General features: G+C 33.6%; 13 protein-coding genes, 3 tRNA genes, 1 rRNA gene and 1 pseudogene. 6 read left to right on the plus strand and 12 right to left on the minus strand.

What is annotated here, in order from left to right; all coding sequences use genetic code 11:
- Positions 1-36 precede the first annotated feature (36 nt).
- The 3 genes from rrf to FJV36_RS05215 all read left to right on the plus strand — a co-directional run bounded on the left by rrf (position 37) and on the right by FJV36_RS05215 (position 370).
- Positions 37-146: ribosomal RNA gene (rrf, locus tag FJV36_RS05205) — 5S ribosomal RNA — on the plus strand.
- 59 nt (positions 147-205) lie between these two features.
- Positions 206-278: transfer RNA gene (locus tag FJV36_RS05210), tRNA-Phe, on the plus strand.
- Positions 279-284: 6 nt separating this feature from the next.
- Positions 285-370 (plus strand) — tRNA-Leu (locus FJV36_RS05215).
- Positions 371-542: 172 nt separating this feature from the next.
- Here FJV36_RS05215 and FJV36_RS16455 read toward each other — a convergent pair.
- Both FJV36_RS16455 and FJV36_RS16460 read right to left on the minus strand, forming a co-directional pair.
- Positions 543-1,043, minus strand: a pseudogene (locus tag FJV36_RS16455) (transposase).
- 650 nt (positions 1,044-1,693) lie between these two features.
- Positions 1,694-1,903, minus strand: a complete 210-nt coding sequence (locus FJV36_RS16460; protein WP_199250887.1) for a hypothetical protein — start codon at positions 1,901-1,903, stop codon at positions 1,694-1,696.
- A 95-nt stretch (positions 1,904-1,998) separates the two neighbouring features.
- Here FJV36_RS16460 and FJV36_RS05230 point away from each other — a divergent pair.
- Together FJV36_RS05230 and FJV36_RS05235 are read left to right on the plus strand one after the other, a co-directional pair.
- Positions 1,999-2,072: transfer RNA gene (locus FJV36_RS05230), tRNA-Thr, on the plus strand.
- Positions 2,073-2,196: 124 nt separating this feature from the next.
- Positions 2,197-2,649: a hypothetical protein gene (locus FJV36_RS05235; RefSeq protein WP_158727750.1), complete on the plus strand. Its 453-nt coding sequence runs from the start codon at positions 2,197-2,199 to the stop codon at positions 2,647-2,649.
- 255 nt (positions 2,650-2,904) lie between these two features.
- On the opposite strand, the gene FJV36_RS05240 is transcribed toward FJV36_RS05235, so the two are convergent.
- From FJV36_RS05240 to FJV36_RS05285, 10 genes are all read right to left on the minus strand, one after another.
- Positions 2,905-3,615, minus strand: a complete 711-nt coding sequence (locus FJV36_RS05240; RefSeq protein WP_158727751.1) for a DUF4369 domain-containing protein — start codon at positions 3,613-3,615, stop codon at positions 2,905-2,907.
- A 181-nt stretch (positions 3,616-3,796) separates the two neighbouring features.
- Positions 3,797-5,659 carry a peptidase M61 gene (locus tag FJV36_RS05245; protein ID WP_158727752.1) on the minus strand — a complete coding sequence of 621 codons (1,863 nt, stop codon included), beginning with the start codon at positions 5,657-5,659 and terminating at the stop codon, positions 3,797-3,799.
- 47 nt (positions 5,660-5,706) lie between these two features.
- The gene (locus tag FJV36_RS05250) at positions 5,707-6,648 is read right to left on the minus strand and encodes an alpha/beta hydrolase (RefSeq protein ID WP_158727753.1); all 942 of its coding nucleotides are present in this window, start codon (positions 6,646-6,648) and stop codon (positions 5,707-5,709) included.
- Positions 6,649-6,945, minus strand: coding sequence for a hypothetical protein (locus FJV36_RS05255; protein WP_158727754.1), 297 nt, complete (start codon positions 6,943-6,945; stop codon positions 6,649-6,651).
- 100 nt (positions 6,946-7,045) lie between these two features.
- On the minus strand, positions 7,046-7,324 hold the full coding sequence (locus FJV36_RS05260) for a DUF2805 domain-containing protein (RefSeq protein WP_158727755.1): 279 nt from the start codon (positions 7,322-7,324) through the stop codon (positions 7,046-7,048).
- Between the two features lie 294 nt (positions 7,325-7,618).
- Positions 7,619-8,227, minus strand: a complete 609-nt coding sequence (locus FJV36_RS05265; protein ID WP_158727756.1) for an alpha-ketoglutarate-dependent dioxygenase AlkB — start codon at positions 8,225-8,227, stop codon at positions 7,619-7,621.
- A gap of 4 nt (positions 8,228-8,231) precedes the next feature.
- A complete protein-coding gene (locus FJV36_RS05270; RefSeq protein ID WP_158727757.1) occupies positions 8,232-8,585 on the minus strand; it encodes a DoxX family protein in 354 nt (117 codons plus the stop codon).
- 67 nt (positions 8,586-8,652) lie between these two features.
- Positions 8,653-9,549, minus strand: a complete 897-nt coding sequence (locus tag FJV36_RS05275; RefSeq protein WP_158980880.1) for a DMT family transporter — start codon at positions 9,547-9,549, stop codon at positions 8,653-8,655.
- A gap of 58 nt (positions 9,550-9,607) precedes the next feature.
- Positions 9,608-10,777, minus strand: a complete 1,170-nt coding sequence (locus FJV36_RS05280) for a DUF1501 domain-containing protein (protein ID WP_158980882.1) — start codon at positions 10,775-10,777, stop codon at positions 9,608-9,610.
- A 10-nt stretch (positions 10,778-10,787) separates the two neighbouring features.
- The gene (locus FJV36_RS05285; RefSeq protein WP_158980884.1) at positions 10,788-12,173 is read right to left on the minus strand and encodes a DUF1800 family protein; all 1,386 of its coding nucleotides are present in this window, start codon (positions 12,171-12,173) and stop codon (positions 10,788-10,790) included.
- A gap of 142 nt (positions 12,174-12,315) precedes the next feature.
- Here FJV36_RS05285 and FJV36_RS05290 point away from each other — a divergent pair, with 142 nt between their 5' ends.
- Positions 12,316-14,445 (plus strand): outer membrane beta-barrel protein, encoded by a 2,130-nt coding sequence (locus FJV36_RS05290; RefSeq protein WP_158980886.1) that lies wholly within the window; start codon positions 12,316-12,318, stop codon positions 14,443-14,445.
- Positions 14,446-14,467 lie beyond the last annotated feature (22 nt).

The following is a 14,467-nucleotide window of genomic DNA, read 5'->3' on the forward strand; positions in this document are numbered from 1 at the left end:
GACTATAAAAACTTGAAACTCCTTAAACAATAATCTTAAGGTGGTTATTGCGGCGGGGCTCACCTCTTCCCATCCCGAACAGAGTAGTTAAGCCCGCCTGCGCAGATGGTACTGCAGTTATGTGGGAGAGTATGTCGTCGCCTTTCTTTGAAAGCCCATTCTAATCGGATGGGCTTTTTTTATATCATTTACTTTTTACAAGTAAGGTACCTTAGCTCAGATGGTAGAGCAATGGACTGAAAATCCATGTGTCCCTGGTTCGATCCCTGGAGGTACCACAACCAGCTCGGATGGTGAAATTGGTAGACACGCTGGACTTAAAATCCAGTGAACAGCAATGTTCGTGCGGGTTCAAGTCCCGCTCTGAGTACATAGAGAAACCCTTCAACACTGTCGTGTTGGAGGGTTTGGTCTTTAATACAAGTCTTTATGGTTCAAGACCTGAATCGGATAAAGTTCAAAAGTTGGCTAGTATGTAAAAAGATTAGACGGTCTGAAGAAGAAGAAACGGATCAATCCCAAAACCTGTGGGGAATGAAAAATTAAGCATAAATAGTTGTTAGTCTAAAAAGGAATAATGCAACATTTTTAACGCCTCTAAATTGAGTTCTAAAAGCTTTTATTTTAGCATTGAACGACTCTGCAGATGCGTTTGTGCTTCTGTTATCAAAATAGTTTAGTATGGTTTGGTAATGATTTATTATAGATCTTGAGATTGTATTGAAAGACTTAAATCCAGATTGACTTACTTTTTCATGCCATTTAGCTAATCTTGAGGGTCCAATGATTTTATCTGTTGTTGTCTCGAAGGTATTTCTCAACTCTTGGGCTAAATTTTATGCTTTTTCGATATCGGGATATAATTCAAATAATAGCGTGGCACGTTCTATTTGGTTTTCGGACCATTTAGATTTGTTTTTATAGAGTAAATAGCGGCTGCGAGCTAGTAGTTGTTTAAGTGTGTCTCCATTAGATAATACTTTAGGTTCAAACTTTTTGGTGCCTTTTTTAGCTTTTTCTATAGCTTCATTTTCTTGATCGATTGCTTGCTAACCGTATTTGATTTCTTAAAAGCCTCTAGGGTAGTTTTTGAACATGGAATCTGTTGGTTAATTATATTGCTGTTGGTAAGTATTTTTTGCTGTCAATTTCATGGAATTAATCATATCTAATGTTTTTTTTTGACTGATAACCTCTTAGATAATCAATTTCATAGCTATGTTCTATTACGTCCTCTGCCTTAGTTCATGCAATCATAGCGTCGATAGTTCCTTTTTTACCTTTTTCTTTCTTGTTGTTGATAATAGTATAAATTTCTAAGTGAGACAAAGCCACTCTGTCAATAGATAAATGCGCGCCAATATTTTCGGGGTAAATAATCCATTGATCACCATTTTGTCTCGGTTTCCAAGAACCAAAGGAACTCAGGTGTTTTTACACTGTCTTTTTAGTTTTTTACCTTTAAAACCAAAGAAATTACCAAGTATTTTGCAATTAACAGGAGTGTTATCGATTAATTGCTATTTAAAAAGGCGGAAACGCTTGTGTCATGTGGGTTCCTGTAGCTACTAAATACCAACCTCTTTTTATGATTTCTCCATTGGATTTATTGGTCCAACGATGTCTTTTAACATGTAAGTACACAAACTTACTTCTTAAACGAAAAATATTAAATCGTAATTTTAGCTGTGAATCATTTGGTTACCAATGCAATGGTGGTGAATTTCTTTGAAGGTTTTGCTTTTTCTTCAAAATTCAGGTGTAATTTTTCTTCGGAAATTTTAAAGGGAGTAAGATTTAAATTCTGATTCAAAAGCTCGGTAATATTAATTTCAGTAATTCTATATACGATTCTAATTCTTTCTTTTAAACAAATATCTGAAGTGTAAATTATTTCTCCCAAGGTTTTGTTCCTGAGCCGAAAAATATTTGAATAATATTTAAATAAAATATTTGTTTAATTAAAAAACTGCATTATATTTGCACCCGTAATGAGTCGCCAGCGTAGCTCAGTTGGCTAGAGCAGCTGATTTGTAATCAGCAGGTCGTGGGTTCGAGTCCCTCCGCCGGCTCTTTTGTAAACCACCTAATTTTTATTAGGTGGTTTTGTGTTTATAGCAATAATTACTTACATGATATTCTTTTAAATTGATTGTTATTGTTACATTTGAAAACTAACACTAACATCTATTAATTATGGAAGAACAAACTACCGTTGAAAATTTAGATTTACAAATTACTACAACTGCCAAAGATTTATTAGCTGAAACTGCAAAATGGGCTTATTATTTGTCTATTCTAGGATTTATTGGCGTAGGATTTATTGTCTTGATTGCTCTAATTATAGGGATAACCTTTGCTGTTGTAGGAAGTACTAGTGGTTCAATGGGGTTTTTAGAATCGTCAATGGGTTTGGGTGTTGCATTTATTTACATTTTGATAGGAGTACTTTATTTTTTTCCGATCTATTACTTGAATAAGTTTGCTTCAAATGCTAAACTGGCTATAAAAAATAATGATACGGCTGCTTTAACCCTTTCATTTGAGTATTTGAAATCACATTATAAATATATTGGAATTATGACCTTGGTAGTTTTTTCATTATATGCACTACTTATTATAGGAATGGTGTTTACGAGGCTATTCTAGCCTTTTTAAGTGATCATTTTACATTATTGCGGCTTGCCAATATTTTATAAGTCAACTATAATTAAACGCTGGACATTAACTTTTGATAACAGACTGTAGCTGTATCTTTGAATAAAAGACATCACTTTTTTAAAGAACTTTTGTTTTAGGTAATATTAATCAGCTTTTTTAAAACACATTTCAGGAAAGTCATAAAAAAAACTGCCCAAAAAATATCTTTTAGGGCAGTTTAAAATGTTTTAATACTGATTATGTCTATTCTTGTTTTTTCAATGAGCTTACATATTTTGTTAGCTTTTTTCCATAAAGAGATTGAGCAACTTTTGGGGACATTGATTTTTGAATGGTATCTAAATATTTAATGTTGATATCGTATATTTCAGATAAGGCAATGTAAGGAGCAACTTCATAATCTCTATTATTTAAAGCAAAATTTGTAGCAAATAAATACCTTCTTTTCAGATTAGAATCTTGCTTAGCACTTAAACTGTCTATTTTTTTGTTATTTTGGGTTTTAATTGCGCTGAATTTCTTTTGGATTAACTCTAAGTTTTCTTCGTTAAAGCGTGTTTTTATTAATTTGTATTCTTCAAATACATCATTGTTTTTTGATCCAGTTATTTTGGCACCCATTAGATAATTATCAAGATTGGTGTCTATTGTCATGTTACCTGGTTCAGCAAAAAAAGAAAGGTTGTTGTCTAATGAATTACTTACGCCTCTATCAAGGAATAAATATAGCATTTCTGGTGATTCTAAGTTGATATGACTTTCGAATGAAGCATTTCCATCGATATTTATGGTGTCTAAAGGAACTAATGTAGTATCTAGTATTCTTTGTAAGTATAGAGTTCCTTTCTTTAAACCTTTGATGTTTCCTGTGATGTGTAGGTTGCCTTTTGCATCTTCTTTATTACAAGAGGATAATAATGCTAGTGTAACAAGAGCAAATATTGTTTTTTTCATGTTGATATTGATGTTGTGATTAAATAGCGCTGTATATAAGCGTTGTACAGCGGTTTTGGTTTCATTGTTATTGTGGCGCAAAATAAAGAAAAATGTTGGAATGCTGTTGTGTTTTTTTTATTTTACAAAAAAAATCCTAATTTATTTCTAAATTAGGATTCTGTTTAGTGAGTTAAAATTATTATCCTTTTAACCATGCTTGTTTTAGTGTGGTTTTAGATACATCTGTAGCTTTGAGTTCTTCCTTGTCTTCGTAAGGAAGTTTTACTTTTCCTTTGATCACTTGTTCTACGCCGTTACGTTTAATTTTTACAGCAACTGAATCATCCTCTTTCCATTTTTGGCTATCCGTTATCATTTCGTAAATATTAGTAAGAGAGTAAGCTTTGTCATTGATGGCAAGAATGGTGTCGCCTCCCACAAGTCCTAAAGTGCTGTAAAATACATTAAGTTCTATGTTTGGGATGATACTAATTTCCTTTGTTGCCTGGTCTACGGTAATGTACGGAACTTGACCTTTAAGGAATACATTTGCTGGAACTTTTTCAGAACTTTTTAAAACACCTACTTTAGCTAGAAAAGATTCGTAAGGAATAGGAGTAGGGCCTGCTACATAGGTCTTTAAGAAATCACCTACTTCAGGATACGTAAATGAAGTTATTTTATCAAAAAGTTCCTGGTCATTAAATGGTTTTGCAACGCCATATTCAACAGATAATTTTTGCATTAAATCCAGAACGCCTCTTTCGCCATTGCTTTTTTCTCTGATGATGATATCCAAACACATACCTATAAGTGCTCCTTTTTCGTATACATTTAAGTATTGTGCTTTGTAAGGCTCTGTCAAAACGTTGGCACTCATGGTTGTAAAAGGCATGGTGTCATTTAGTTTTTTTGAATTTTCAATTTTTTCAGCCATTCGCGTGTAAAATTCTTCTTCAGTAATCAACCCTTGATTGATTTGGAAAAGATTTGCAAAATATTCTGTAATGCCTTCATACATCCATAAATGTTCGGACATTTTTGGGGTATTAAAATCAAAATAGTGAATTTCTTTAGAGTGAATTGTTAACGGAGTTACAATGTGAAAAAATTCATGTGAAACTACATCTTTCATTGCTTTTACGAGCTCAGCCTTAGGCATGGCCTCTGGCAGTACTACCGTGGTTGCTGTAGGATGTTCTAATGCACCAAAGCCTTTTGCATCTGTAGGAGTCATACTTGATAAGTACAGCAATACAGTGTATTTTTTTGTAGCATTTATTTTTCCTAAAAATGTTTTTTGAGCAATCATCATGGTTTTCATGTCTGGAGTAATGCTTTCAGCAGTCACTTTTCCATTTGGAGAAAAAACACTGATTAATATTTCCATCCCATCAACAGTAAATGCAGTATAATCTGGTTTTGCATACATGATTGGGTTTTCTACAAGTTCTGAGTATCTCGGGGTATTAAATACGTCATTTGTTGTGCTGTTGTCAAGATCTTTCATAGATGTAGCACCCCACAACGATTCAGGATGTGAGACTGATAAGGTATATGATATGTCTTTTTTATTATCAAAATAGCCTACAAATCCGTGCATGTTCAGCATGAAATTTTTACCTGCATCAATATTTGTTCCTGCTGGAGAGAAAACATCATTTTTACCAAAACCACCACCTTTTTCAGTGTCAAAAGTATCATTAACAAGGTATGTTATTTTACTTAATGTAGTTGCGTTTTGAATGTTCCAAGTATTGTCATCCGTTTTGGTAACGGTAAGTTGACCGCCTTTGCTATCAAATGCCTTGAAATCTTCAATATATTTTCCGTAATCATCTATGGAGTAAGTACCCGGAATTATTTTTGGGACACTGTATGTGATTTCGTTTGTTTTTATTTTTGGAGCAGCAATTGTTACTAACACCTTGTCCTCTTTTACATTGTTAATGTCAATTGTTACATTAACCTCTTCTTTTACAGCAGATGTTGCTGTGGTACTTGTTGTTTTGCAACTCCACAGCATTGTTACAACTGCTAAGGAATAAATTATTTTTTTCATTGAGTATATATTATTTAAAGCAATTAGTCTGCTTGTTCAGGTTTTTGTTACAACTTTAAATTTTTAAGAAAAGAAAGTATTTCATTCAGTAGCTGATTGGAATTGGCTAATTCTGGACTATTGTAACTAGCTCTGTTTGCAATATCATCACCCGTTATGTCTTTTAATACATGATTCATATTATTTATGAGTACTAGCTTAGCCTCGGGTTTTGCTTGTTTAAGTAGTTGAGCATCCGTAACACTTACTTGTAAATCTTTCGTGCCATTAATTATTAAGATGGGTATTTGTAGTTTTTTAATTTCATCTTGTGGTTGGTATTTTAACCAAGAAATCATGTAAGGCTGCACGCTAGGTCTAAAAAAGGAAGTGAGCATTTGGTTTTTAAGCTCAAATGTTTTGCCGGTTTTTAGGATCTCTAAATTTTGTTGCACTTCATCTTTTAAAAATGGTGCTTGTAGTGCAATTTGGTCTAGAATAACAGCATCAATGCCTCGTCCTGCACCAGCTATTGAAATGTAAGCGTTTGTGTTTTGGTTTGCAGCTACTAATCCTATTAATGCGCCTTCACTGTGACCTATTATTACTATTTTTTTGTATTTTTTTTCATTTTTAAAAAACTGAACCACATCGTTGGCATCTGTAATAAAGTCGTTAAATGACAGCGAAGCTTCATCTACTTTTCCTGTCTGCGCCATAGCAAACATCCTTTTGTCATAACTGAAGGCGTGGATGGCTTTAGTAGCTACACCTTCGCATAAAAATTTCAAGGAATTATTGACTAGATTTCTTTGGTTGCCGTCTCTATCTGTTGGACCAGAGCCGGCAATAATAATAACTAGAGTTTTACTTTTTGAAATTTCATTAGGTGTGTATAAAGTTCCTTTTATCAAAGGATTGACGTCAATGACAGAGGTTGTGAAATTCTTATTTTGAGCAAAGCAGCAGGACCATAATGCAGAAAAAAGTAGAGTGTAGATACATTTCATTTAAAGATTGTTTAGTTGTTGTAGTGCCAGCTGTGGATTTTGCACTTCAATGAAGAGTTTTTTGTAATAGTGCTCTCGAAGGGTAATTACGATTGCATTTTTTTTATTGGATACATCCCAAAAATTTCTTCCGTTTTTGTAAAAAGTACCTGCTGCAAGTAACCCTGGGATTTCTGTTCCGGGCATACGCAATCCTTTCCAGAATGTAATCTCAGACTCATCCTGATAGGCTTTTACTATGTTCTCTTTGGGAATGGTTAGTTTGCTTTGAAGGCTCCACAGTTTGTGCCAACCCATTATTTCGAATGAAATGGTTTTGTTTATTCTTGTAACTGCTACCCTATTTTTTGAATTGTAAGCAAACAAAAAAACTCCCGTAAATCAGGAGTTTCGTGTTTTAATCTAGTTTGTTTTTGATATAATATTTACCATCCAAATCTTCGTCAAAATCATCAATTTTAAGAGGTTTTGGTTTTGGTTTATTTGCAGTAGCTTTCTTTTTCCACATTTCAAATTTTTCAGCAGGCATTTTCTTTTTCATGATTTCGAGAATCTCTTTTTCTGCTAAGCCAAATTCTTTTTTAATGATTTCAAAAGGATTTTTTTCTTCTAAAGCCATTGTAACAAGTTTTTCTGTTTGCTCCCAGTTTAATTCTTTTCGGTTACTCTTTTTCATCACGTGAAAATTAATTCAAATAAGTTGTAAATGGTTAATAATGTAGATTTCTAATTTATTACCAATATTAAGAAAAAAATCAATTGATTTTACCAAAACTGCATTTTTTTTCTTGTTTCTAAAATATTTTTTTTAAGTATTTTTTGATGTTTATTTTTTATTGCATTTCTGTTGTGTCGTAAAAAATCCGTAGACTAGATTTGTTGAAACAAATTTTCTATATTTTGCCTAACTATTATTGATAAAGTGTATATAAATTTGTAGTTCAATGATTGGTTATTTGCTTCTTTATTGCTAAATAATTACCCTAAAAGTAAGGTTTATTCTGGGTTCTACAGGTTTTGCAGTTTTTGGAATTTGATGTTTCCAGAAATGTTGTGTACTTCCTTTCATGAGCAGTAAACTCCCGTGTTCTAGTAAAAGGTTTAGTTTTTTATCCTTCAAAAGATTGTGTTTCATTTGGAAATTTCGAGTTGCACCAAAACTTAAAGAAGCAATTATAGGATTGATTCCCAGTTCTTTTTCATTATCAGCATGCCAACCATTACTGTCTTTTCCATCTCGATATTGATTTAAAAGAACGGTTGTAAAAATAGTATTGGCGGCAGCCTCCACTTGTTTTTTTAGTTTTTGCAACAGCGCATTCCAAGGGTGTGGCTGCATGGTAATATTAGAATAGGAGTAGGGCTTCCCTTCATTTCCATAAAGTGCAGTCAATCGTGGTTGCGGGTGAACTTTTCCGAAAACGCGAATGTCATCTTGCTGCCATGGGATATCTTGAACTAGGCTCAGGTAGATTTCATTGGCTGTAGCCAAATCAAAAAAGGCAGGGTAATACGTGATTTCAGCATCTGGAACCTGAAATTGTATCGGTTGTTCCTGATTTTCAAAAAAGGATTCCATAATTTTACGTATATTGATATGCCCAAAAAATCAATGCAAACTGCAAAGGTAATCTCAGGAACAATACCCATTTTGGTAATCCCATGCTAGCTTTAGGATCAAAATACATGTAAATATGAGTAGGAAAAATGGCAATTAACAAAGCAATTACGCCCCATGCAGCTGCGTTTGACAGCTGCGGTATACATAATGTTATACCAAGAATAATCTCGGCTAATCCACTGATGGCGTTTAGCGCTTTGGGTTTTGGGAAATAGGGCGGAATGATTTTTAAGTATAATCTAGGATTCCTAAAATGGTTTATTCCTGCAATGAAATATATAAAAGCCATTCCGTACAAATGCCAAGGTAAATTCATGATAAAATTGTTTATTACGAATTTAGAGAAAAAAGCCCAATTAAAGCTAATTAGAATCAAATAGTCTTTACAAAGTCTTTTTGAAGTTGATATTCATAATCACAATTGCAATTATAATCAAAATAATGCCTAACCATTGCAAGCTATTTACTGGTTCACTCAATAAAAAATAGGCCATTAGCACAGATACAGGAAGTTCTAATGCGGATACAATACTGCCTAGTCCGATACCTGTAAGTGGGAATCCAGCATTGAATAATAAAGGTGGAATGATAGTGCCAAAAAGCGCTAATACAATACCCCATTTAAGAAAAATATCAAAGTTAAAGGCACCTGTTTGTGTAGCTATAGCAAACCCAGTAACAATTACCGCTCCGCCAAGTAGCATATAAAGACTGCGTTGTGCAGATGAAATTTGAGTAGCTACTCTATTTGCAGTGAACATGGTAGTGGTGAAGGAAGTGGCAGCCAAGAGTCCTAAAACGATACCACGCCAGTCTAGATCTACTGTACTTTCAATTAAATTTGTAGCCAAGGCGGTTCCTGCAAGAACTATTAAAACCGATATTATTTTTTGTGTTGACGGTGCTTTTTTTTCTAAAATCATTTCAAATATAACACCCATCCAAACGGTTTGCATCAATAGCACAATAGCAATTGATACCGGTATGTATTTTACAGCTAAATAATAAAAAACACTGGTCATACCTAGTGAGGTTCCGGCAAGCATTAATTGGGTAATGTTTTTTGTAGATGCTTTCACAACCTCAGTCCCTTTTTTTGATTTTTGAAAAGCATTTATCAGTAGCATTCCTAAAATTCCATAGGTGAATTGTGCAATGGTTACCTCAGGAGTTGTAAAGCCTTCACCGTAAGCAATTTTTACAAACGTAGCCAACATTCCGTAGCTAGTAGCACCGAGTCCCACAAGGAATACTCCCTTTAAAATACTATTTTTCATCATTTTTGTTCAATTTTTAAAAGCGGGCAAAGATAGTTTTTTAAAGTGATTTACAGCGTTTTTAAAAAAGTCCTTTTAATTCAGGGTTTCTTATCCCAATTTTAACGGGATCAAACTCCATTTTTTGTTGTAAAAGCGATGCATATACACTCCTAAAATCGATTTCATGTTTTAAATCTCCTCCGTCTAAGTCTTGTAAATTAGGGTTGTTACCAATTATTGTTCCTTTATTGCTTCCGCCAATGACAAATAGAGGTGCAGCAGTTCCATGATCTGTTCCTTTACCATTGTCTTTGACGCGTCGGCCAAATTCAGAAAAAACTACTATAGTAACGTTCTCTAACAACTCCGCTTTCTTTAAGTCTTGGTAAAAACTAAATACAGCATCATTCAGTTCTGTAAGTTTGTTGTTGTGAATTATAAGTTGGTTATCATGCGTGTCAAAACCATTCAGTGAGGTATAATACACTTTTGAGTTTAGATTTCCTTTAATCAAGCGCGCCATCCATTCTAGATTTTTGGACAAACCAGTTTTAGGATATACCACTTCAGCGGGAGCTCCTTTTTTAAGGGCATTTTGTATCTCGTCAGCACCTTCAACTACGGAGTTTGCTATTTTTCTAACAAAGTCTAATTGTGGATTTGTTGCTAGTTTAGAGTTGACCTCCATTTTGTTTCCAGCAAGAAATCGGTTTGGATCTTTTACCGTGATCGAATTAGGTTCGTCACCTTTGAGCGCTAAGTTGTCAATAGTATCAATGTTTATCCCTGCTGTAGGCTGATGATCCTTACATTGTAAATCTAAGAAACGTCCTAACCAACCGTCATTTAAAAACTCTTGATTTGTAGGAGCTGTTTGCCAAATTTCCTGACTTCTAAAATGAGATTTTACAGGATTTGGGTACCCAACATTTTGGATTACAGCTAAGTCTCCACTTTGTTGCATTTGTGCAAAGTTTTTTAAAGCTGGATGAAAACCCATTCCTTGTGCTGACTGGAGTATTTCATTTTTTGAAATTGCAATTTTTGGACGAAAGTCATAATACATCATATCCTGATACGGAATAAAGGTGTTTAAGCCATCATTTCCGCCGTTGAGTTGAATAAAAACTACACATTGCTCTCCAGTAATTATACTTTTTTGTTTTCCAAAAGAATATAAAAAATCTGGTAAAAGCAGAGTTCCTGCAGTAAGAGTACCTGTTAAGTTTAAAAAGTTTCTTCGGTTCATAATGCTAGCTTTAGATAAGTTGAAATTCTGGGGTTTTTATCATGAAATTTACCAATCGCAGCACTGCAAATTGTGAGCCTTCAGTTGAACCGTCAAAATCATATTTCAATATTTTTTCAAAATCGGCCTTCATGACGTCGTCAATTTGGAATAATAATTGGTTTTCAAATGCATTGATGATCGTTTTATTGGTATCCGTTTTGTTCCATTTTAATTGAAGATTCACGATTCTATTTGCATTTTTATTTTCCTTCATTTCAGCATTAAAATTCCGATTTAAGTTTTTTCCGTTACAAAGTAAATCGGCTACGTTATTGCGTTGTAAGTACACTTGGGATGTTAACCATGAATTTCCGCCATCCCATCCTTTTACATTGGGTTGGTCCATCAAATCCATTCCTTGTTGCTTACAAAAAAGCACAATCATTTTTGTATTAGTAGTTTTGATTCCAAGTTCGTGAATTATTTGGAGGCTGTATTCTAGTGGGTTTTTTATTTTGGAGCCCGCTGTTTTTTTAGGATACTCTTCGGTGAAAATTTTTAAAAGTAAAGGCTCTATTTCAAAATTCTTTTTTCTGAAATAGTCTCCATAATAATTAACTAATTCTTCATTTGGGTTGTCATAAATAAACCATTTTAGAATTTTTCGAGTCAACAAATAAGGAACTTGTGGCTGTTCAAAAATAAGGTCTATCATAGCATCAATTTTAAAACTTCCTTTTTTGCCTAGATAGTCAAAAGCTTCATCATCTTCAAAAAAGGTTCGGTATACTGCGTGGTCTTCGCCAAGACCAAGTCCTGCAAGTCCTTTAGCGCCACCTTTTATGTCTGTTTCAGTATAATTCCCAATACCTAGAGTAAACAATTCTAGTAATTCCCGACTTAAATTTTCATTTATTTTGCCTTTTCTATTGTCTACATTGTCAAGGTAGCGCACCATAGCATTGCTTTGAATTATTTTTTTTGTTAAGGTTTTAAAATTTCCAAATGCATTTTCTCTAAGTATTTGATTGTGTTGAAAAACCCAATAATTGACCTTCACTTTTTGTAACGTTGACACAAAATGATTGTGCCAAAAACAGGTCATTTTTTCGCGTAGCGGATAGGTTTCGTTTTGCATTTTATCAATCCACCAACTCTTCAATTCGAGTGCAGTTTGTGCTTCCTTTTTACGCAATTCCTTTATTTGTTCTGGACTGGCATCTTTAAGTTTTTTTCTATATTGTTGTAATTCGGTTATAGATTTTGGGCTGTCAACCATAAAACCAGGAACTTTATGATCATGTAACGTTGCAAACGAAGCCTCTAGAAATGAATTAATTCCCATAGTTTGTAGTTTTTCGGCTTGCTTTGACGAAAAACCAAGTCGTAAAGACCAGAGTGTTTGTGCGTTCATATAGAGTTATTTACAGTAGGACACGTTGTTCTAAAAAAGGTTTAATCTTAATGTATTATTGTATTTCTAAGAAAAATTATTTGATCTATTTTGTAACATTTCCTTTATAAAGATGTCTTATGGGGTATCTGATATAAAAAACATGAAAAAAATACATTTTATTATTTTGTTGAGTTTGATTTGTATAACGGGCAGTATTGCTCAAACTACTCCGGAGAAAACTCCTGAAACTGAAACTGAAAAAACTACAGAGTTGAAAGAAGTAACCATTGTAAAAACTAAAAAAGCAGTGGAGCAAAAAGCAGACCGAACCATCTTTAACTTCTCTGATCAACCTAGCTTAAATACAGGTTCTGTGCTAGAGGGAATTAAGAAATTGCCAGGTTTAATAGCATCAGATATTGCTGGAATGATGTTTCAAGGCAAGCAGCTGGATGTGTTTATGGATGGTAGACCACTTAATATTTCTACTAATGAACTCAATGCTTTTCTAGAGGGAATGCCAGCTAATGCTATTGAAAAAATTGAAATTATTACACAGCCAGGCGCCGAGTTTCCGGCAACTTCGGGAGGTGCAATCCTTAATATAATTACCAATAAAAACGCCAAAAATTATTTAAGTGCTACTTACACTAATAGCACTAGTGTAACCAGTTATGATGATGTGCGCTGGAGAGTAAATAATAGTGTGTTATTGAGTGCCAAGAATAAATATTTTGGATGGCAATTAAATCTGGGGCAAAATTATAGAGAAAATGCTTTATGGACTTCCTTAAAAAATGAGGAAAACGGTGGTAGCGCTTTATTAACAGCAACAGAAGCTGATCGTGTGGGCCGAAATAATTTTATAAAATCAGCGCTTACTTTTGATATTGGAAAAGATAGATTACTGCTTAATTATGATCTTACGTACAACAATAATAACAGTCAAACGCTTTCAAATGGTCCAGGGTTCACAACTGATGATGCTTCAATGAGCGGTGGTTTTCGTCATGACGCGGTAGTTACCTATCAAAAAAAGTTTGAAAATGCGGCAAAAAAACTAGAGTTTAGATTCAATTATAACCGCAATTCTAATGAGTTTCAATTAGAACCAGCAGGTTCAACCACCCCGTTATTAGACAATGCTTCACAACAAGAGGTATTGAATGCAAAAGTAGATTTTTCACAACCTATTAAATTCTCTGATGAAGGTAAGCTAAATGTAGGTGCGTTGTACGAAGAACTGATGTTTGATGCTTCTAATAGAGGTGTAACCAATTTAGATTACAAGCGAAAAACGACATCAACTTATGTAGAGTTTCAAACAAAATTTGACAAATTTAATTTTATTCTTGGCGGTCGAGCCGAAGATTACAACATATCAGGAAATACAGATGTTGCTAAACTTGCAGAATTTGATCAGTTTAGATTTTTTCCTAATGCAAGTGCGCAATACAATTTTAGTAATGCCTTGTACTTTAATATGAACTATAACAAAAAAATCACCTTACCAAGTACATCGGCATTGAATCCAAATAACACTAATTATCAAAATCCGAATATTGAATATTCTGGTAACCCAAACTTGCAGCCTACCATTTTTGATAATTATGAAGTTAAACTAAGTGCTTTTGATTATGCTTTCATAAGCTACAACATGAGTGTTGCAAAAAATCAAGTGATCAACAGAGTTTTACTAACTAATAATCTTGTAGTCAATACAAATGAAAATATCCAAGAGGTTAAGATTCATAATTTTAGTGTAGGAATGCCTATTCCCTATATGTTGTTTACCAAAGGTCTAGCCGAAACTATGAAAATGAATGTAAATCCTGATACCATGAATTTTTTATACGTGTATGCAGGGTATCAATACCATCAAATTCCCAAAGTAGATACAAACGGTTTTTGGATGTTTAATTTTATGTCTCAGATACTCTTGCCCAAAAAAGTAAAATTTGTTGCCAATTATAATTATGTTATTCCAAGAGGAAATTATTTTTACTTTATTGCGGTAGAGCCACTTAGGAATTCATTAGACTTTACTTTTTCGAAAAAATTCTTAAAAGATCAGTTGACAGTATCTCTTTTTGCTGATGATATTTTGAATACGAATAGAAACGCATTCAATTCCTTTGAGACACCTTTACTCATAAGCAGTAAGCAAGACACAAGGAAATTTGGTTTTAGTTTGAACTACAAAATACCAACTAAGAACAAATTGGCAAAAGAAAATCCAAGTTTATTAAACAACGAGAAAAAAGAAGAAGGTAGTTTAATCAACCAATAAATGATTTCCTAAAAAGCTGTAC

This window comes from Flavobacterium sp. I-STPP5a, from assembly GCF_009764685.1.
Taxonomy (GTDB): domain Bacteria; phylum Bacteroidota; class Bacteroidia; order Flavobacteriales; family Flavobacteriaceae; genus Flavobacterium.

Coding starts and splice junctions, on each gene's coding strand:
- FJV36_RS05235 (WP_158727750.1), top strand. CDS start 2,197: ATGGAAGAACAAACTACCGTTGAAAATTTAGATTTACAAATTACTACA.
- FJV36_RS05240 (WP_158727751.1), bottom strand. CDS start 3,615: ATGAAAAAAACAATATTTGCTCTTGTTACACTAGCATTATTATCCTCT.
- FJV36_RS05245 (WP_158727752.1), bottom strand. CDS start 5,659: ATGAAAAAAATAATTTATTCCTTAGCAGTTGTAACAATGCTGTGGAGT.
- FJV36_RS05250 (WP_158727753.1), bottom strand. CDS start 6,648: ATGAAATGTATCTACACTCTACTTTTTTCTGCATTATGGTCCTGCTGC.
- FJV36_RS05255 (WP_158727754.1), bottom strand. CDS start 6,945: ATGGGTTGGCACAAACTGTGGAGCCTTCAAAGCAAACTAACCATTCCC.
- FJV36_RS05260 (WP_158727755.1), bottom strand. CDS start 7,324: ATGAAAAAGAGTAACCGAAAAGAATTAAACTGGGAGCAAACAGAAAAA.
- FJV36_RS05265 (WP_158727756.1), bottom strand. CDS start 8,227: ATGGAATCCTTTTTTGAAAATCAGGAACAACCGATACAATTTCAGGTT.
- FJV36_RS05270 (WP_158727757.1), bottom strand. CDS start 8,585: ATGAATTTACCTTGGCATTTGTACGGAATGGCTTTTATATATTTCATT.
- FJV36_RS05275 (WP_158980880.1), bottom strand. CDS start 9,549: ATGATGAAAAATAGTATTTTAAAGGGAGTATTCCTTGTGGGACTCGGT.
- FJV36_RS05280 (WP_158980882.1), bottom strand. CDS start 10,777: ATGAACCGAAGAAACTTTTTAAACTTAACAGGTACTCTTACTGCAGGA.
- FJV36_RS05285 (WP_158980884.1), bottom strand. CDS start 12,173: ATGAACGCACAAACACTCTGGTCTTTACGACTTGGTTTTTCGTCAAAG.
- FJV36_RS05290 (WP_158980886.1), top strand. CDS start 12,316: ATGAAAAAAATACATTTTATTATTTTGTTGAGTTTGATTTGTATAACG.